The sequence below is a fragment of the Rhodohalobacter halophilus genome (genome assembly GCF_001715195.1).
GTDB classification, from domain to species: Bacteria; Bacteroidota; Rhodothermia; order Balneolales; family Balneolaceae; genus Rhodohalobacter; species Rhodohalobacter halophilus.
Genome location: NZ_MDWE01000002.1, coordinates 102375 through 122347, shown reverse-complemented (window position 1 = coordinate 122347; position 19973 = coordinate 102375). Strand labels below are relative to the sequence as shown.

Genomic DNA, 19973 nt, shown 5'->3' with positions numbered 1-19973 from the left:
TACTTTAAAGATCCGACCTTTTTAAACCAGCGAGTCCGGATTCAATCCCTTCAGTTCATCCTTTACAAATTTTCTGCCTTTTCGGACCAACTCACCGTCCAGGTAAACATCAGCCCCAATACAGACCAAGTCCCAGTGGATGTTACTCTCATTTCCATTTGGCGCAATTTCGTAGTCATTCCCAAGGGTGAGGTGGTTGGAACCGTAGATCTTCTCATCAAACAGTATATCATACATCGGCTCGCTGATGATCGGGTTTAGCCCAAAACTGAATTCACCGAATCGGCGTGCGCCCTCATCGGTGTCGAGAATCTCTTCGAGCGCTGAATTATTTGACGAGTCAAAATTGGTCACAACACCATGTTCAACCTCAAGCTTGACAAACTCAAACGGTTTGCCCTGATAGACGGATGGGGCATAGGTGATATGACCGTTAACGGAATCAAGTATGGGTGAGGTGAACAACTCACCATCAGGAATATTTCGTTTACCAAAGCATGGAATCCAGTTTTGTTTCTTAACAGAAAAGCTGATATCGGTTCCTTCTCCCTTGAGTTGAACCAGGTCAGTTTTTCGAAGCAGCTCCTCCAGCGGTTTCATCGCCTCTTCCAGTTTGTTGTAATCGAACAGGCAGGCAGCATAATAGAACTCACGAAATTTTTCGGTCGGCATTTTGGCGTTCATGGCAAAAGCTGCAGACGGATATCGAAGTACAGCCCATCGGGTATTGTTAACCCGCTCCTCAAAATGAACCGGGTTGAGGAATTTTTGGGAGTAGGCCCGGTTGGCCTCTTTTGGAACTTCAGAATTTTCGTAGATATTTTCAGCCGCACGTATTCCGATAAATGCATCCATCTGCTTCATCAACGGAAGCTGATCCGTTTCAGCTTGATTGATCCAGAATTTTTCATCGCCATTTTCAAGAAGGATTCGATTGGTTTCTGCATCTTCAATCTGCACAAAAGGATGAGCTCCGATTTCACGAACACGCCGGGTGAGAGCCCGGATCAATCCAACTCCATTTAGACCGATCAGCTGCAGCAGTATGTTTTCACCCGGTTTCAATTCAACGCTGTGGCTCAGGAGTTGTTCGGCAAGTTTTTGGTCTTCAACACTGTACATGAATGGCGGAGTTAAGGGTTCAGATTTATGATTTCATTACAAAGGTCGAGCTCATCTCCCTGGTTTGAGGCGATGATAACCATGCGGTTTTTCTCTCTCATCGAATCTGTCAGGTTACGGATCAGGGATTTCCCATGTTCATCCAGGTTCGAACCGGGCTCGTCCAGCATTAGTATTTCCGGATCTTTAATCATGGCACAAGCCAGTTTGGCTCGTTGCTGCTGCCCGGTGGAGAGATTACCGTAGAGTGAGTGGCTGATTCCATCTAACTGAAATTCGGACAGGAGTTTGTTAATATCTTCTATAGCGGAGTTTTTTTGAAGCTGGATCAAAAAACGTACATTTTCTTCAACGGTAAATTCTTCATAGAGCTGAACATAGGGTGCGGTAAATCCCAAAAACGGATGAATTTGCTGTGGTGTTTTCTCAGCGTTGTTCAGTTTCCACAAAATGGTGCCGGAGGTTGGTTTTAGCAGGCCGGACAAAATTTTTAAGAGTGTGGATTTTCCGGACCCGTTTGAACCGGCTATACCGATGACGTCCGACTGAAATTGAAACTGAATCTCTTTCAGAACGCGTTTTTTCCCGTAATTTTTTGAAATACCCGTAGCTTGAACTTCAATCATAAGTGAAGGTAAATTTAAAGAGATGCAAAAAGAAGAAAAAAGAGAGCTTTTTTAAAAAAGCAGTGGAAATATCCATGAAGTTATTCAATAAAAGTTTTTATAATACGAATCTAAGGTAAGTTCATAAATTCAATAGTTTAGATATGGAGCGAACTGTACGCCACATCACAGAGAAAATGACTGCTCAGCTGCCCCGTTTCAGAGAGTATTACACCCCTGACGACCTGCAGGTGTTGGATATCCCTTCTTTTATTATTGAGAGAATTATTCTGGAGATGCATCAAAATTTAAGTGAATCGGTTCACCCTCCTGAAACCGAGTGGGCCAATATGGAAGGGGATTCTGTACGCTTTGCATGGAAAAACTTTTTGGAAGCCATTAAAGCGGAAGTGCGCATGCCGGCCTCTTTTGCCGCGCCACTTTTTGAAACAGCGGTTGCGGACGCTCTTGAACTGGCTACTCAGCCCCGAAAAGCAATACCGGATATCCTTTATGGAAATGAGGCGGTTTTGACGGTTGGCCAGTTGAAACGCCGTCTGCGCTATGTGACGGTAGGACGATCCCTGGCCGCTGCATTGGTACGCTATATGGAGAAGAAAGGGAAACAAGATCTGAAACTGGACGAGTGCAAATCGATTATTTCCAAGGTTGATGACAAACTTGTGGCCTCATACAATACACTTGATTGGGCAAAAGAGCTGGAGCCGCTTTTTGTCTTAGCGGGGCCATCTGTAGATACAGACCTTTTCCGTCTCTATTTTGAGGATAAAGAGAGAAAAAAACTGGCGAATGTGTTTGACAAGCTCAATAAATCACTAAACAGAACAGAGTTTATCGAAGTGATGTCATCGCCCGATCAGATATTGATGGATGAAGACATGGAGGATGAGGGTGCGGAATCTAAGAGTGAAGAGATTGAGGAGTCGGAAGTTCTTTCGGAAAAAAAATCTGTTGCAAACGATCCTGAGATAGAGGAGGAGGAAGTGCCGGATGATTCCATTTTGTCAGCATTTCAGTTACGGCGGGGAGAATTACCGGATGATGAGGAACATGCAACAAGTGAACCGGAAGAGATGGATGAAGATAGTGAAGAGGAGGCACTTCATTCAAGGTTTAGATTTGACCGGGAGGAAGACGAGGCTGAGGATGAATCAGGTACGATCTACAAAGAGCTGAGGTTAGAGAAGTCTTCTTCGGAGGATGACGAACTAAGCGGGAAAAGCGGGAAAAATCTGGATGAGGACCTTCTGAGTAAATGGAGGGCCATTGGCGGAGATGATGAAGAAGCCGACGCTGATGAGGAACCAAAAGAAAATGAGAAAAAGAAAAAACCTGCATCTAAATCAACTTCAAGCCCTGAAGCCGATGACCTTGCCGAAACCGATCGACCGGAAGATGACGAGGAGATCGGTGTGGAGTCGATTGAACTTTATAACGAGACGGATGATGAAGAGGATGTACCCATCTGGCGGGCTTTCCTGGAACGGGAAGATCTGAGCAGTGTGAAGGAGGACGATAATGAATCGGAAAAAGAGATTTCGGCGCCAAAAGAGGAGGTTGCTGATAAATTGTCTGAACGATTTTTTGGTATGTACGATGACACTGATATGAGTGACGAAGAGCTGTTTCAGAAATTAATGAATCAAATATCGGATGAAAGAGAGCGCTTTGTGAGTGGAATTTTTAGCGGCTCTGAACGTGCATATGAAGAAGCCGTCGAGAACATTGCAATTTTGGATGACTGGAAGAGTGCATCAAAATTTATCAAGGATGAGATCTTTAACCGAAATCATATCGACATTTTCGATGAAGTGGCTGTTGATTTTACCGACAGACTTCATACCTTTTTCAAGGAAAATAAATCGTAACTGAATCGCAGATAATAAAGAATGTCAGAAAACGAAAAGGTAGAACGGCTCAAAAAACTTCGGGAAGAATCTCAAAAAGGTGGCGGTAAAATCCGCATACAAAAACAGCACGATAAAGGTAAACTGACGGCGCGAGAGCGAGTTGACCTGCTTCTTGATAAAAACAGCTTTGAGGAGATAGATGCATTTGTTACTCATCGGAGTTCAGCATTTGGCCTGGATAAACAGCAAATTCTAGGTGATGGCGTAGTAACCGGATACGGAAAGGTGAATGGCCGGCCGGTCTATGTTTTTAGTCAGGATTTTACCGTTTTTGGCGGTTCACTGTCAGAAACTCACGCAGAAAAGATCTGCAAGATTATGGACCTTGCCATGAAAAATGGTGTTCCGGTAATTGGACTGAATGATTCAGGCGGTGCTAGAATTCAGGAAGGTGTGAGTTCCCTGGGCGGATATGCCGAGGTGTTCTGGAGAAATTCAATGGCTTCCGGTGTGATTCCGCAGATTTCTGCGATTATGGGGCCGTGTGCCGGCGGTGCTGTTTATAGCCCGGCATTGACCGATTTCGTGTCGATGGTGAAGAATACCTCCTACATGTTTGTAACCGGACCAAATGTAGTGAAAACGGTAACTCACGAAGAGGTGACCTCCGAAGAGCTTGGCGGAGCTTCTGCTCATGGGGCCAAATCGGGGGTGGCTCATTTTACGGAAGAGAATGATGCTGTCTGCCTGAAGAATATTCGAAAACTGATCAGCTATATCCCACAGAACTGTGAGGAGAAAGTACCCATGCAGCCTTCTGTTGAGCCGGATGCCGCAAAAGAGGACGCCCTTGACGAATTGGTACCGCTGAATCCAAATAAACCATACGACATTAAAGATGTGATTGATGGTGTAATGGATAAAGATTCGTTCTACGAAGTTCATGAAAAGTATGCCGATAACCTTGTAGTAGGTTTTGCACGGCTGGATGGTCGCACAGTCGGTATTGTTGCGAATCAGCCACTCTCTTTGGCAGGTGTTCTCGATATTGATGCTTCACTGAAGGGTGCCCGATTCGTTCGTTTCTGTGATGCGTTCAACATTCCGCTCGTAGTATTTGAAGATGTGCCCGGTTTTCTGCCCGGTACGGATCAGGAGTGGGGAGGTATTATTAAGCATGGGGCAAAATTACTCTATGCATTTTGTGAGGCAACCGTTCCAAAAATGACGGTTATTACCCGAAAGGCGTACGGCGGAGCGTACGATGTGATGAACTCAAAACATATCCGTGCAGACTACAACATTGCCTGGCCAACGGCTGAGATTGCAGTGATGGGAACCAAAGGCGCTGTAGAGATTATTTTCAGAAAAGAGATTGCGAAAGCTGATAACCCGGAGGAGAAGCAGAAAGAGCTGGAAGATCAGTATAGCGAAGAGTTTGCTCACCCGTACAAGGCGGCAGCTCGCGGATTTATAGATGATGTAGTGCTTCCCTCTGAAACCCGGCAAAAATTGATAAGGGCATTCGAAGTTTGCCATAATAAGGCCGACCGGGTGCCGCGCAAAAAGCACGACAACCTGCCGCTGTAATTTAGCCCGGGTAACTTCCGGCAATGTAGCTGCGAAGTGAGTCGATCTCCACTTTTTGGTCCTGGATGACAGCTTTTACAACATCCCCGATGGAGATGATCCCGGCCAGATCACCATTATCGAGAACAGGAAGGTGGCGGATCTTTTTCTCCGTCATCAGTTGCATGCAGAGGTTAATGCTGTCGCTGCTGTTCACGCAAAACACAGATCTTACCATAATCTCCTTCACCGGGGTAGAGGTAGATGTTCTGCCCTGCAGGATGATCTTGTTCCTGTAGTCGCGTTCAGAAATAATTCCTTTGATTTTATCATCCTCCAACACGAGAAGAGCACCAATGTTGAGATCAGACATCTTTTTGATCGCGTCATATACCGTCTCATTTGGGTGAACCGAATAGACGGTTGTTCCTTTTTGGTTTAAAATATCCCTCACTGTCATAAAGTTACCTCCCAATTTAGATTAATCTCTATCTATCAATAAGCAGATTTTCTGCCTTTTGCAATATTTTGGACAAGATTTGTGAGAAGCAACCGGGCGAATGTTGATTTGAAATTCGTTATTATCAACTGTTAGTGCCAAAAAAGAAGGTTAATAATGGATTTATTTGAAGAAGATTCTGAATCGTCGGTTCAGGATGAGTATGAAAACAGACCGCTGGCCACAAGAATGCGCCCAGCTTCCCTCGGAGAGTTTATTGGGCAGGAGCACCTCGTAGGTGAAGGAAAGATGCTGCGCCGAATGATTGAGAGTGGTGTGATCGGTTCCCTGATATTTTATGGTCCGCCCAGTTCGGGTAAAACAACTCTTGCCAACGTCATTTCAAAAGAGATCGATGCCAGATTTGAAGTCATCAACGCGGTGCTGGACGGCATCAAGGAGCTTCGGAATGTGGTGAGTAAAGCCGAGCATCAAAAAAAGGCTAACGGTAAAAAAACCATTCTGTTTGTAGATGAGATCCACCGCTGGAATAAAGCGCAACAGGATGCACTGCTTCCTCACCTGGAATCCGGAATTATTACACTGGTCGGGGCCACGACAGAAAACCCGTTCTATTCGCTGGTCAATCCACTGCTTTCCCGTTGTCAGCTTTTTGAACTCTTTCCGCTCACAAAAGATGATGTATCGGAAATGATAGATCGTGCGTTGTCGGACGAAAAGAGGGGGTTGGGATATATGTCCATATCTGTCAGCGATGATGCAAAAGACTATTTTGCAGAGTACGCCGGCGGAGATGTTCGGAATGCGCTGAACGCTCTGGAAGTTGCTGTACTTTCCACGGTGAAGGATAAGGACGGCGTGGTGAACATTGATCTTGACATTGCAAAAGAGTCTATTCAAAAAAGGAATGTGCGGTACGATCGGACCGGAGATGAGCACTACCACTACGTATCGGCTTTTATCAAGTCTATGAGGGGTTCAGATGTGGATGCGGCACTATATTGGATGAGTGCAATGCTTCAAAGCGGGGAGGATCCGAATTTTATTTTTCGGCGGCTGCTGATCTTTGCTTCAGAAGATGTGGGAATGGCCGACCCCTATGCATTGACCGTGGTGAATGCCGCGCACGAGTCGTTTCAAAAAACCGGAATGCCGGAAGGTTTCTACTTTCTCTCCCACGCTGCGATATTTCTGGCACTTTCAGCAAAAAGTAATAGCACCAAAGCGATCTTTGAAACGAACAGTTTGATTGAAAAAAAGGGTGTTCAGGATGTTCCTCCCCACTTGAGGGATAAAACTGCAAATAAACTTGCTGCCCGGTACATGGATGTGGAGAACTCGTCGGATGATTATCTCTATCCCCATGATTTTCCCAATAACTGGGTTGATCAACAGTATTTGCCGGATAAACTGAAAGGGAGGTCGTTTTATCGTGCGGGAAGTTCTGGCAGGGAGCCAAAAATGTGGGGGCGTCTTCAGAAAATAAAAAGCAGAAATGATTAGGTCTGTAAAATAGCAAAGCCGGAATTATCCATTCCGGCTTTGCTGAGTATTGGAGCTATTGCTCGATGTCTACCATAACATGAGCTCTTGAATAATTTCTGAACTTTCTTTTCAAGTCTTCAAATAAATGATAAAGTGAAATCGCATGTTATACAAACTTTATAAAGTTAAAAAATCATTATGCGATGATATTTTAAATATATGGTTCAGAAAAGCGCTTTTTTTAAGTTAATTAAATTTATCGGAAGGGCTTTCAAAACGGTGTTAATTCAGTTTTATAGATGCCAATTCAAAAGAAATCGGGCAAAATTGTGCGCGAATCTATGAAATTGAATTGTGTGATATATTGTTAGGGAAATCAATAACAAATTGAAATCATCATCACCAAAAAAATAGAATGAGTCGAATTCATATACTTTCATCTACAGATCGACCCGGTTCAAATGCACTTAAGGTGTCGAAGTACGCAGAGCGGTATCTAACCAAGAAAGCTGAGACAGAGATTTTCTCCTTAATGGACTATCCATTTGAGGATGTTGTTGGGGGGAAGTACGGGAATACCCCCGACTCAGTAAAAGATTTTAACAGCAAATTTTTGGATGCAGACGGTTTTCTGTTTGTCATTCCGGAGTATAACGGAGGATTCCCGGGAGTTTTAAAGTTCTTTTTTGACTACCTGCCGTTTCCAAAAGCTCTTGAGTTGAAGCCCGTAAGTTTAATTGGTGAAGCAGCCGGTGCATTTGGAGCTCTGCGTCCGGTGGAGCAGTTTGAGCAACTTCTCAAATACAGAAAGGCGTACATCTACCCGGAGAGGATGTTTATACAGAGAGTAAATGATTCGTTTGATCCTGAAAGTGGGATCAATAAAGAGATTCTTCAAAAATTGTTATTGAGTCAGCTCGACGGCTTTCCTGACTTTGTTGAGAAGATCAAATCGCTTGATGTATCAGTTGACGCGTAGCATGTAGCCTACACCGTGCAGGGTGACCAGGAATCTCGGATCGTCGGGCTGCATTTCAATTTTAGCGCGCAGCTTTGAGATGTGGACATCTACGGTGCGTGTGTTGGTACTGTATTCGTACCGCCAGACATTTTCGAGCAGGTCGTCTCTGGAGATTGGTTTGTTTGCCTTCGAAACGAGGTATTGAATCAATTCAACTTCTCGTGTGGAGAGGTCGTGTTCCACGCCATTTGGCTTGACTACCTTCGACTCCTTCAGGTCGATTTTTACATCTCCGAGCTTTAGCATTTCAGTCGGGCCCTCTTTAGAGTAGGCATTTGCTCGTCGCAACCGGGCTTTGATGCGGGCCAGAAGCTCTTTCACGCCAAACGGCTTCGTCATATAGTCATCTGCTCCAATATTTAGTCCGGCAACTTTGTCAATCTCTTGGTCGCGAGCTGTAAGCATGATGATGGGGAATGTATATTTCAGCTCCCTCACCTCCTTGCATATGTCGTAACCGCTCATGCCGGGCAGCATGATATCCAAAAGCATCAGGTCCGGTTCTACATTTTTTACAGCTTCGATGGCTTTGTCACCTTCCTGAATAACCGTCACTTCATACCCTTCTGTTTCGAGAGTATCCTGAAGAGTAAATACCAGGCTGGGTTCGTCTTCGACGATGACAATTTTTTTAGTTTCTTCAGACATATTGGTTTGAATCTATTTTGGCTGTTTCGCGAACAGGATCTGTGGAAATTTGATTTTCAATCGGAGATTCCCCCTTGATCATTGCGGGGAATGATACGGTAAACGTGGAGCCTTTACCTTCAGCACTTTTCAAGGAAATAGTGCCTCCGTTCAGTTCAATTAGGTTTTTGACAATTGCTAACCCCAGCCCGTGACCTTTGGTTTTTGCGGTTAAACTATTTTCGACTCTGTAGAATTTTTCAAAGATCAGCTTTTGTGATTTTTTTGCAATTCCATCTCCTTTATCGGCCACAGAAATGAAAACTTGATCATTGGCTGAGCTCAGACGGATGTCGATCTGCTTATTGTCTGAACTGTACTTGATTGCATTCTCAACCAGATTATTCAAAATCGTTTCCAGGTGATCGGGGTCTACCATCACAAGCGGTAAGTTCTCATCGCTTTGAACATTTAATTCAAACCCTTTGGAGCGTATATATTCGCGATTGGATTGAAGATATTCCTGAACTAAAGCTGAGAGTTGATGCGGTGCCTGTTCAACAACTGTTTGTCCGGAGTCAACTTTTGCTACATCCAGCAGTTTTTCGATCATTTTTCGGAGCCGGACCGATTCGTTGTAGATATGGTCTCCGTAATTTTTTAGCCGTTCTCCATCTGTAACCCGTCCATCCGAAATATTTTCACCGGCTGCCTGCATAACTGCAAGCGGTGTTTTTAGTTCGTGAGTAATGTTTGCTAAGAACCCGGCCTGACGCTGAGCCAGTTCACGTTCGCGCTGTGCATTGATGAACATAAAGACCAGTGCACCAAAAAGTACAATTACTGCAAAGCCAAGTACAATCAGGTTTCGGGTTAGTGATGCATTGGTTGCTGCCACTGTTGGGGATTGAAGGAACGATGCGTGCAGAACCCAGTTTTCGAGCATTTCGGGGAATCTCTGCCGCATGTCTATTTCATACACATCCCGATTATAAATGTGCGCATCATCACTCCCGGATAAAATCTCGTCCTGAATCCAGTCTCGCAGCCAAACTACGATTCCGGTCTCCTCTGTTGGTCCGAACTGCTCTTTCAACTGTTTAGAGATCAGTTCATCTACCAAGTAATCTCGGTTGATTGTGAAATTCAGATGTCCGATGACACTTCTGGAGTCTAGATTGATCAGTGCCAGGTTCATGCTCCGGTGTGCATCAAAAGTGACTTTATTATTGAAGCGATATTCATCAATCAATGCCTTAATACGGGAATTGGAGATCCCAAAACCGTCACAAACCAATTCCGGAACTTCCTCAACCAAAGTGAACATTTTCAAATCTTTATTGAACTTGTAAACCGGTTGACCGCTGTCGTAACATGCGTCTGAATCGCTGGGATTGTAGTAGATGTCATCGTAGAGAGGGTCGTCAGAAGCTTTTACCAATACTTCAATAAAATGGTTTGGAAAATTTCCGCTAACTTCCCAGCTATTTTCAAGCTTTTCAATGTCAAGTTTTCTGAGTTCACGAAAAGGGCCGCCAAACTGGTGCCGGATTTGAAAGGTAAACTCATCCAGCTGGCTCTTTTTATTGTCCTTTGCCGACTCAATGGTCGATTCGCGAAGAGCGTAGAGCGAGTAGATATTCATTGCGGTTAAAGCCAGAACGGCTGTAATTCCCAGGCTGAGGAATAGCCAACGAACGGTATTGCGCTTTCGCATTTTATTAAAAAATGGCATGATGATTTACTGAATTAAACAATTATTCAAAATAGAAACATCAATACGATTCTACACAGTTTATAATACTTTTTTACAAACCTTACAATGAAAAAATACTACAGCGCAACCTTCCTCTAAAGTAATTCTTTCTGATAACGTTGATTGATACGGAATATTCAATCTACTCAGACGCTTTCCAGACATTATTTCCGGTATTAACATCGGGGAAGTGATTTTCCGGATCGATTTCAACCCGAATGATGGGCGAACCGGTTTCTATTTGAATGTGTTTTGTTCTGTTTCCTTCCAGCCAGTGGTCAACGTCAATGGTTTCCATTAACTCCTCACCGTTTTGAAGTGTTACTTTAAAATAGACCGGCATGGGTACGTTACCTAAATCCTCAATTGCAATGGTATAGGTGTTGCCACCCGCAGTAACGTCGGTCACTGCCTGGTCCAGTGTCCAAGTTTCATAATACCATGCTCTCCAGAACCACGATAGATCACGGCCACTTACATCTTCTATCGTGTTAAAAATATCCCAGGGATATGGGTGCTTATATTTCCACCGTTCGATTAATTCGTGGTGCGCCTCAAGAAATAGGTCTTCACCTAATACTCCTCTCAAGGCTGCGAGTACCGATGCCGGTTTTGGATAGGAAGCCACACCGTAAGCAGGTCCCGGGTAGTGAAAATCAGACCATCTCATCATTTCACCTTCCAGATCGGAGCCGGCTATCTGTAAATAACCACCGAAGATGTCATTATTGTCAAAACGGTCGCCATAATAATCTTTGTTGGCTTCGTTGGTGTGGAATGTGGTGTATCCTTCATCAATCCAGGTATATCGTCGTTCATTCGTACTCAGGATCATGGGGAACCACATGTGTGCCAGTTCGTGTGCAGTTACACCATAGAGACGAACAGCTCCTGCATTATTATAGTCTCCGATAACAGTCATCATAGGGAATTCCATACCGCCACCGATGATGCCGGCCCCTTCAACCGAAGTCATGTGAGCCCAGGGATATGGAAGTGAGGTGTACTCAGATAGAAATTTGATGGAGTGCTGAGCGTATTCTGCCTGCTCTTCCCAGAGCGGGGCAAGCTCTCGGAAAAAAGTGTTGATCCGTGAGTAGTCCGTTTGTCCGTCTCCGTCAAGATCTCCTACGGGTGTTCGGGTGGCGTCCCAGCGGGATTCAAGTGTAGCGCTAAATGCTACATCACGAATCTTATCTGCAGAAAACTTCCAGGATAATTTATCGTTGCCCTGCCGGGTTGCAGTTGATAGTTCATGAAAATCTGCAACGGTTACAATTTCATCACTGCTGCCGGCTTGCTCATAACGCTGCAGAGTTTCTTCGGAGAGTGTCTCTTCAGGGTTGAGGAACTCACCTGTTCCCATTACGATCCACTCTCTTGGCATGGTAACCGTTAACTCGTAATCAGCAAAACCGTGATAAAATTCTGCATTTCCAACAAACGGGTCATCCATCCAGCCGTAAACATCATCATATACGGCTACCTGAGGGTACCAATATGCGATGAAATAGAGGTTGTCCCGATTGCGGCCCATTCTGCCGGATGCTCCAGCCTGAGGAACTTCGAACGACCATTCAAATGCGAGGTCGATACTTTCGCCCGATGCAAGCGGTTCGTCCGGAAATATGTAAAGGCGAGTTCCCTCTATCATATAACCGGAGGCATTTTGTGCCCACCGCTGAAACATTGTAATGGTATCCAAATCAGTGCCATTCACAGCCACTCTGTTCAGGTTTTTACCGCCGGTAATTTCCGTGGTTTCTTTTTTGGGGGTTCCAGCTTTGTGTAGGTTCTGCGCCAGTTCAACAACAATAACCTGTAACTCATCAGGCGAATGGTTAAAATATTGAACCGAAGATTCACCGTACAGCGTGTGTGTTTCGGGATCAATTTCTGCAGATAAATTGTAGCTGGCATAATTTTGCCAATAATTTTCGCCGGGTAACCCGTCTAAGGTTCGGGTTCCATTTTCAACTGCCTGTAAATATGCATCTGGAATATCAACAGGGTAGGGTAGCGGTCGTTCTAGTTCTGTAACCTGCTTTCCCTGGTTCTCTACAGATTGAGATGTGTCGGGCGACTGAACCTGTTCAGTTGCAGTGCAGGACAAGGTGAGCAGTGCGAATGCCATTGAAAGGGCACCGAGGAGTGAATTCTTGATCATAGTAATAAATTGAAGTGTAATAGAAAAATTGTGGAAAGAGCTCAACTACTCTTCGTTATCCAGAATACCGGCTTTGACGAGACTTGCCTTCAGTTCGTTAAACTCAATGGGTTTGATGAGGTAATCGGCATAGTCTGTATGTTTGGCGCGCTCTTGATGCGCCTTATCGGAGTTCCCGGTGATATATATGACCGGTACATCTGAGAACTTACGTATTTCGAGCATGGCTTCAATCCCGTCCATTTCACCCTCAAGTGAGATGTCCATCAGAATCAAATCCGGATCTGCCTCTTTTGCTGCCTCGATAGCGGTTTTACCGTAAACAAGTTCCCCTTCGGTCTCAAAACCAAGTTTATCCATGTAATTTTCATACAGTAGACTAAGGATGAGATCGTCCTCTACAATAAGCACCTTTTTCTTGTCAGACATGCGCTAATCTATTAGTTGTAAATAGTTATGAATGTAAGCTAATATAAAATTCTTTTACACGGAAAAAAGGGAAAGAATTTTCAGGAAATGCAGTTTTCAAGATCAATTAAGGCAAACTTAAAATCAGAGTCGATTGGTAAGAATGCCACCGGTAAGCCATAGCTGAATTTGTCTGTACTGAATGTTGAAATAACCCTGATTTCGCTGCAGCAGGTAGTTGTCGTATGGAAAAAACTCGTTGTTTAAATTCGGCCTTTCAAAAAAGAAATTATATTCAGGGTCATTCCGATCGTACGAATAAGACCACTGCATACGGTTCAAATAGCGATCTACATACCATGGCGGACCAAACAGGATGTAGATCATTCCCATATCGGTTTTCCACCCTTCTTTGAATGTGGTAAACTGCTTGTTGGCCTGTTCAACCCGTTCGTAATAGAGATTGATGACCGATCGGGCCTGATTCATGTTACGCACGTTTGAAAGCCAGAACCGATCCACAGCCTCCTTGAGTGAGTCCGGATCTTGTATCTCCATCATTCGGCGATGCTCTCGCCGATCCATCAGGTAGATAAGTGGTTCAGCGAGCTCCCTGGCCGTCATAACCGATGGATAGTTTTCTCCCACAACCGAAAAATCGCGTGCACGATAGAGAGTTTCGCCATTCGCATCGGTGGTTTCTACTTCAAACCGATATGTGCCGCGTTTTAACAGAGGATATTTAAACTCGATGAGTACACTGCCGGGCTGATCCAGCCGCCGCACATTTGAATCAATCTCCTCATAGCGTCTCATATCTACACCAATGTATGGAAGTGAAGAGGGACTGTAGTTATTAAAGTTCATCGGGCGTGCTGCGGTTGTATCGGACGGGTATTTGAGCAGCCGGGCGTTGATGACGAGAGGGTCGTCCAGGTCGTTATTGGTAACCTGAAATTCCAGTTTAATGCTATCAATTTTAGATGGAACCGTATAGGTAGTGATTGGCGTAAATTGATTTTGGTTCAAAGCCAGGTTCATGCCCGACATCCGGATAGTTGTCAGGTTAATCTGTGGGTCATCGGGGTTGGGAATTGTAGCTGTGCTGCTTCTGCTCGATGCCCTGCCGGAGGTATTGTCGAGAACCGTAATTTCAACTTCAAATGTGCCGGGTACAACTTCGATTGTCTCCTCGTTGGTAAATACCTCCTGGCTGATGAAACTCCCTTCAAACTCTGCTTCAATCTGGAAGTCCCGACGAACGGTTTTGGTAAAGTCACCGTTTACCTGTTGGATTCTGATTTCAAGAACAACCTGTGCCGTTCGGTTGTCACCGCGCGAGGAGTAAATCAGACTCCCCAGTACTATGTCGGTTGTTACATTGATCAGCGGTTCATCCTGTTCACTTAAATACCCGATGGAAGAGGTCCTGATTTCAGGATAACCCTCCTGGAACTGAAAAAGGGAACCGCGCTCTACATCCGGATTGGAGGAGCGAACACACCCGCTGAGTAACAGGACTGCCAGAAGGAATAATGAAATTAAATTCTGTTTAGTAAGCGTATGCATAGTAATATTTTTCTACTCAACGGAGAGAGCAGGTCAATCGTTCTTATCTTTCACACTAATAACAACAAAATGGGCTGATAATTGCTTACATTTAGTCTTGAAACACTATCTATATAAAAAATCATTCTAAAACAACCACATATTTATGCAAAGCGGTGCTCGCAGAACAAAGATTGTATGTACATTAGGTCCCAGCAGTAACACCCGGGAGGATATTGAAAAACTCTACAGGGCCGGGATGAATGTTGTGCGAATAAATTTCTCTCACGGAACCCACGAAGGGCATAAAAAAACGATTGGGCTTGTTCGTGAAGTAGCTGAAAAAAACGGCTATGCCATCCCTGTTCTGATGGATCTTCAGGGACCGAAAATCCGGGTCGGTCAGATGAAAGATGATGCGCAGCTGATTGAAACCGGCGCTCTTGTAAAACTCACTTCCGAAGACGTAATCGGTTCGTCAGATCTTGTTCCTATCGACTATCCCAACCTGGCTGAGGATGCACAAGTCGGTAATCAAATATTGATTGACGACGGTTTGCTGGAGCTGAAGATTGTGAAAAAAAATGAAGATGCCATTGTAGCAAAAGTGGTAGTTGGCGGGTTGTTGAAATCAAGAAAAGGGGTGAACCTGCCGGATGTGGATATTTCGATGTCCTCTCTCACCGAAAAAGATATCAAGGATCTGGAGTTTGGTCTTAAAGTTGGGGTGGATTATGTGGCCATGTCATTTGTACGATCAGCCAGAGATATTCAGGATGTGATCTCAAGGGTGAGGGCAGCCGGCAGCAATGCGGCTATCATAGCCAAAATTGAAAAACCGGAAGCCGTTGATAATATTGATGATATTATAGAAGAGGCCGACGGGATTATGGTTGCCCGGGGAGACCTGGGTATTGAAATCCCAAGTGAGCAGGTACCTCTGGTGCAGAAAAAAATTATTGAAAAATGTCGGGTAGCGGGTAAACCGGTCATCACTGCTACGCAGATGCTGGACTCCATGATCAACAACCCGAGAGCAACCCGGGCGGAGAGTTCCGATGTAGCCAACGCTGTGCTGGATGGAACCGACGCCGTTATGTTGTCAGGTGAAACAGCCGCCGGAAAATATCCTGTTGAAGCGGTTCGCACGATGGATAAAATTATTAAGTCGGTGGAAGGGAGTGCAGACGGATTGTACTACAGCCTGAAGTATCGAAAGCCGGACTGGAAGGAGAAGCAGATTATTGAATCGCTTGCCTACTCGTGTGTGATGATTGCAGACAACATTGAGGCCCGGGCAATCAGTACCATAACTCACTCCGGAAGCACTGCGCGAAGAATTTCTAAATTTCGCCCGCGAGTTCCCATTGTGGCATTTACAGAAAGTCTGATTGTCCGCCGGCAACTGAACCTTGTGTGGGGCGTTCAGTCGGTTCGGTTGAAAGAGATCTTTGACACGGATATCAGTGTGAAACTGATGGAAGACTACCTTAGGGAGAATGGATTTGTAAACAGTGGTGACCGGGTTATTATTGCCACCGGTATGCCGGTCGCTAAACGGGGTCGAACCAACATGATTAAAGTGAGTACGATCGACTCTGAATAATACGCTAAGCATAATGGAAACGTTACGGATATCGTGAAAAAGCATTTATATATCGTACTGTTTCCGTTTCTGTTTGCCGGCTGTTTCTCGCCCGTCAAAAAAGGGTGGAATAATTTTACAGCCTACTACAATACATTCTACAATGCGAAGCAGTCGTTTGATGAGGGAGTGAAATTAAACCTGGCCCAGCAACCGGAAGTGGATATCTCGCGGCCGATCAGAATTCATCCATCACCAACCGGTGCGGGGCATGATGAGTTTGAGATAGCCATCGAAAAGGGGGCATCCATTCTAAGAAATCACTCAGAATCATCCTATGTGCCGGATGCAGTATCGCTCATTGGTCAATCCTATTTCTACAGGCAGGAGTATTTCTCGGCTCTTGAGAAGTTTCAGGAATTAGCTCAAATCACATCCGGAAAAGATCTTCAGGAAGCTATTATCTGGCAAGGGAGAACATACCTGGAGATGGATCTCTATGAGGAAGGAATTCGGGTTCTGAATGCCGAATTGGAGTTTGTGGAAGAGTGGGCTTCCGGAAACCTGGCACAGGTTTATGCCTTGATTGCACAACTCCATGTTGGGCTTGAAAACTGGGATGAAGCCTCCGTTGCCCTTCATATTTCTGCTGGAGATCTTGAGCAAAATCGTCATCAGGCAAGGGCATATCTGCTGCACGGGCAGGTTCAGGAAAAGTTGGGTAATGATTATCAGGCATTGGCTGCCTACCGGCTATCGGCAGGTATCTTGACTGAATATGATGTCGAGTTTAATGCACGCCGTAAGCTGGCAGAGATGCACCGAAAAACCGGGGACTATCAAACCGCATTAAGTCAATACCGAGCACTGGAACGAGATGACAAGTTTCTGGAGTTTCACCCTGATCTTCGATACGAAATTGCCAAAACGTACCACGAAATGGGTGAGGTGCAATACGCAGTTACTCTCTATAATAATGTGCTTCACAACCGGTTTGAGCTGCCCTCGAACCGGGTGAGAGCCCGCACCTATTTTGGCCTGGCTGAAATTTATAGAAACAGGTTGAACAACTTTCAGATGGCAGCAGCCTATTACGATTCAGCAAATTCGCTTCGGTCCAACTTGCCCGATCCGGATGAATCTGAGAATGTGGATGAGGTAGCTCGCGCATTTGGTGAATATGCATCCATCAAGCAGGAAATTTCTCACATAGACAGTTTGCTGCACCTTGCATCGCTTTCACCTGAAGAGCTGGATTCACTGCTTAAGCGAATGCAGCAGGATTTTGAGACCGAGATGGATCAAAGAGATTCACAAATAATTGTACGTGCTGAGGATTTAGCTACTCCCGAAGAAGCAGCAGAGTCTGTGGAGTTTGGATTTTTGAATATCAATGATCCGGTTCGATTGGAGCAGGCAACGTTGAGGTTTCGCGCAATTTGGGGTGATCGGCCACTGGTTGATAACTGGAGACGGCAAAGCTCAATCATGGTTTCGGCCATTGAAGGGTTGCCCGGTGATGATGTGACAGACGGGGTGACGTCAGATAGCCGCTCGGCTGTACAGAACGGTTCAGCTGCTGTGCCGGGGGTGGATATATCGGAAATTCCATTCACTGAACCGGAGAGATTAAGAGTTGAACAGGAGCGGGAGCAGCTGAACTATCGGCTCGGGAATCTATTTTTTCTTTCACTCAGCATGCCCGACAGTGCCCGCTACTATTTTAATGAGGTAATCGAATCGGCGCTGAATGAAAATTTGAGAGCGCGAGTGATTTACTCTATGGCTGAACTTGAACTGGAGTATGGAGACAGAAATGCAGTTGATCATTATAGTGAAAGCCTGTTTGAGCTCTACCCGGACAGCCCGTTTGCCAACCGTCTTGCCACAAGGCTGGGGCTGGATCGCCCATACAATCGGTCGGTTGATGCATCAGATTCTGTTTTAGAGAAATATTATGCGGTGCATGGTCAAATACCGGATACATCATTCGTTGAAAAAGGACATGCATTGCGTGAACTTGCGGAAGAAGCGCAGGACCCGGATCAAAAAGCTATATTTTTACTGGAGGCTGCGGAGAATTACATCCAAGCCGCCCGGAGTGATACACTTGAAACAGATAGCCGGGAGCACATTGTGACGGCACGGGAACTGTTTACTGAGATATCGGAAATTGCTCAGGGTTCGCAGCAGGCACTCCGTGCAGAAAGATTGCTGGAAATACTGGATGAGATGGTGCCGGAACCCGAGAATCAGCCATTTGTCCTGGAGCGCTTCCCGCCCGATCGCTACCCTTCCGATCCGGCAGGTGATCTGCCATTTTGCAGTGAAGCGGGCGCCTACCTCGATCTGCCCGGAGGAGCCGCACGGGTGATCGATGAGCTGAACTGGAGTGAAGAAGTGAGAAATGAATTACCCCGTGAGATTTTTTACAGATTCGCAGTTTTACCTGATGGTACGATCGAGAGTTTTTCCCTTTTGGAGCCGGAGCTTACCGAGGCTGTAGAAGAGGAGCTGAATGTTGCCATTAGCCGGCTTTCGTTTGAGCCGATTGGCGGTGAGCACCCTATTCGGTGCAGAATTCGGTTTCCGGTCAGGCGGTAACGGGTTCATCCGACGCTTTTCGAATCTGATAAACGTGGTCGAGATTGTGCGCTTTTAGGTAATCGGCAATTTCGCGATTGATCTGTTTAACGATTGAAGGACCTTCATAAACCATGGAGGTATAGATTTGAAGAAGGTCGGCACCGGCTTTAATTTTTTCGATTGCATCCCGGCCCGAACTGATTCCGCCCACCCCAATAATCGTTTTCTCACCTTTTGTCTGACGGTAAATTTTTCGAATAATCTCAGTACTTTGATTTCTGATCGCTGTACCGCTCAATCCGCCTTTCCCGATCGTTTTTAACTGTGCCGTTGAAGTTTTTAGATTTTTTCGGGCAGAAGATGTATTCGTTGCTACATAGCCGCTGATGGCGTGACTCTCACACACCTCTATCAATTCCTGCAGTTGTTTATCCTCCAGATCTACGGAGAACTTGACCAGAACCGGGGGAAGGCTGGAATCTTTATTAAGTTCCAGATGCGTTAGCAGGGAGTTCAGAACTTCGGGGTCTTCAAATGTTTTCCCTTCAGCAGTATTGGGGCAGCTTACATTCAGGGTGATGTAATCCGCAAAGTCTTTGATCAGCTCAAAGCTGGTTCGATAGTCTTCGAGGGCCTTGTCGCCGTAAATTTCCGGATTGTGAGTTTTTGCAATATTGACCCCAACCGGAATATTGAGTTCTAACTTTGTGAGGCGTTTTGATATGGTTTGTGCTCCATCATTATTTAGCCCCAGCCGGTTGATAAGAGAGTGATCTTCGGGCAGGCGGAAACTTCTGGGTTTGGGGTTTCCGGTTGACGGAAGTGCAGTTACGCTTCCCACTTCAACAAACCCAAATCCAAACTTCTCCATCAGCGGCGCCATAGTGCAGTTTTTGTCGAGTCCGGCGGCCAGTCCAACCGGATTTTTAAAATTCAGTCCCCAGATATTTTGACTGAGCTTTGGATTATTGTAACTATAAATTGCCCCGGCAGTTTGTAGGAAAAGGGATCGTTTACTGTAGGACGACGCCATTTTAACGGTCAGTTCGTGTGCGTAATCAGCCGACAGTCTGAACAGTATGGGCCGGATCAGAAATTTATACATAATTGGAATTGGTGAACCTGTTAGGCAGACAAGGTAAACAGGAATTGAGAAGATTAAA

The 19973-nt window shown here is 45.3% G+C and carries 15 protein-coding genes; 6 read left to right on the top strand and 9 right to left on the bottom strand.

Features of this window, described 5'->3' with window-relative positions:
- Nucleotides 1-21 precede the first annotated feature (21 nt).
- Together BG260_RS01195 and BG260_RS01190 are read right to left on the bottom strand one after the other, a co-directional pair.
- Nucleotides 22-1122: an aminopeptidase gene (locus BG260_RS01195; protein ID WP_069130119.1), complete on the bottom strand. Its 1101-nt coding sequence runs from the start codon at nt 1120-1122 to the stop codon at nt 22-24.
- Between the two features lie 11 nt (nt 1123-1133).
- Nucleotides 1134-1748: an ABC transporter ATP-binding protein gene (locus BG260_RS01190; RefSeq protein ID WP_069130118.1), complete on the bottom strand. Its 615-nt coding sequence runs from the start codon at nt 1746-1748 to the stop codon at nt 1134-1136.
- 143 nt (nt 1749-1891) lie between these two features.
- On the opposite strand from BG260_RS01190, the gene BG260_RS01185 reads away from it, so the two are divergent.
- Both BG260_RS01185 and BG260_RS01180 read left to right on the top strand, forming a co-directional pair.
- Nucleotides 1892-3616, top strand: coding sequence for a hypothetical protein (locus BG260_RS01185; RefSeq protein WP_069130117.1), 1725 nt, complete (start codon nt 1892-1894; stop codon nt 3614-3616).
- A gap of 21 nt (nt 3617-3637) precedes the next feature.
- Entirely contained in the window at nt 3638-5188 is a 1551-nt protein-coding gene (locus BG260_RS01180; RefSeq protein WP_069130116.1) for an acyl-CoA carboxylase subunit beta, read from the top strand.
- Nucleotide 5189: 1 nt separating this feature from the next.
- Here BG260_RS01180 and BG260_RS01175 read toward each other — a convergent pair whose 3' ends face one another.
- Nucleotides 5190-5627, bottom strand: a complete 438-nt coding sequence (locus BG260_RS01175; protein ID WP_069130115.1) for a CBS domain-containing protein — start codon at nt 5625-5627, stop codon at nt 5190-5192.
- 156 nt (nt 5628-5783) lie between these two features.
- Here BG260_RS01175 and BG260_RS01170 point away from each other — a divergent pair, with 156 nt between their 5' ends.
- Both BG260_RS01170 and BG260_RS01165 read left to right on the top strand, forming a co-directional pair.
- Nucleotides 5784-7130 carry a replication-associated recombination protein A gene (locus tag BG260_RS01170; RefSeq protein WP_069130114.1) on the top strand — a complete coding sequence of 449 codons (1347 nt, stop codon included), beginning with the start codon at nt 5784-5786 and terminating at the stop codon, nt 7128-7130.
- Nucleotides 7131-7527: 397 nt separating this feature from the next.
- Nucleotides 7528-8091, top strand: a complete 564-nt coding sequence (locus BG260_RS01165) for an NADPH-dependent FMN reductase (RefSeq protein ID WP_069130113.1) — start codon at nt 7528-7530, stop codon at nt 8089-8091.
- Here BG260_RS01165 and BG260_RS01160 read toward each other — a convergent pair.
- The 5 genes from BG260_RS01160 to BG260_RS01140 all read right to left on the bottom strand — a co-directional run bounded on the left by BG260_RS01160 (nt 8077) and on the right by BG260_RS01140 (nt 14660).
- On the bottom strand, nt 8077-8781 hold the full coding sequence (locus BG260_RS01160; RefSeq protein WP_069130112.1) for a response regulator transcription factor: 705 nt from the start codon (nt 8779-8781) through the stop codon (nt 8077-8079). The two genes, BG260_RS01165 and BG260_RS01160, sit on opposite strands and share 15 nt — an antisense overlap.
- Nucleotides 8774-10495 (bottom strand): sensor histidine kinase, encoded by a 1722-nt coding sequence (locus tag BG260_RS01155; protein WP_083750018.1) that lies wholly within the window; start codon nt 10493-10495, stop codon nt 8774-8776. The genes BG260_RS01160 and BG260_RS01155 overlap by 8 nt, the downstream gene beginning before the upstream one ends.
- 163 nt (nt 10496-10658) lie before the next feature.
- On the bottom strand, nt 10659-12683 hold the full coding sequence (locus BG260_RS01150; protein ID WP_069130111.1) for a M1 family metallopeptidase: 2025 nt from the start codon (nt 12681-12683) through the stop codon (nt 10659-10661).
- Nucleotides 12684-12728: 45 nt separating this feature from the next.
- Entirely contained in the window at nt 12729-13112 is a 384-nt protein-coding gene (locus BG260_RS01145) for a response regulator (RefSeq protein ID WP_069130110.1), read from the bottom strand.
- 123 nt (nt 13113-13235) lie between these two features.
- Entirely contained in the window at nt 13236-14660 is a 1425-nt protein-coding gene (locus BG260_RS01140; protein ID WP_083750017.1) for a GWxTD domain-containing protein, read from the bottom strand.
- Between the two features lie 145 nt (nt 14661-14805).
- On the opposite strand from BG260_RS01140, the gene pyk reads away from it, so the two are divergent.
- The gene (pyk, locus tag BG260_RS01135; protein ID WP_069130109.1) at nt 14806-16245 is read left to right on the top strand and encodes a pyruvate kinase; all 1440 of its coding nucleotides are present in this window, start codon (nt 14806-14808) and stop codon (nt 16243-16245) included.
- A gap of 33 nt (nt 16246-16278) precedes the next feature.
- Nucleotides 16279-18828, top strand: coding sequence for a type IX secretion system periplasmic lipoprotein PorW/SprE (porW, locus tag BG260_RS01130; protein ID WP_069130108.1), 2550 nt, complete (start codon nt 16279-16281; stop codon nt 18826-18828).
- Here the strand turns inward: porW and BG260_RS01125 are convergent.
- Complete coding sequence (locus BG260_RS01125; protein ID WP_069130107.1) at nt 18818-19915, bottom strand: quinone-dependent dihydroorotate dehydrogenase; 1098 nt, start codon at nt 19913-19915, stop codon at nt 18818-18820. The genes porW and BG260_RS01125 overlap by 11 nt on opposite strands.
- Between the last annotated feature and the right edge of the window lie 58 nt (nt 19916-19973).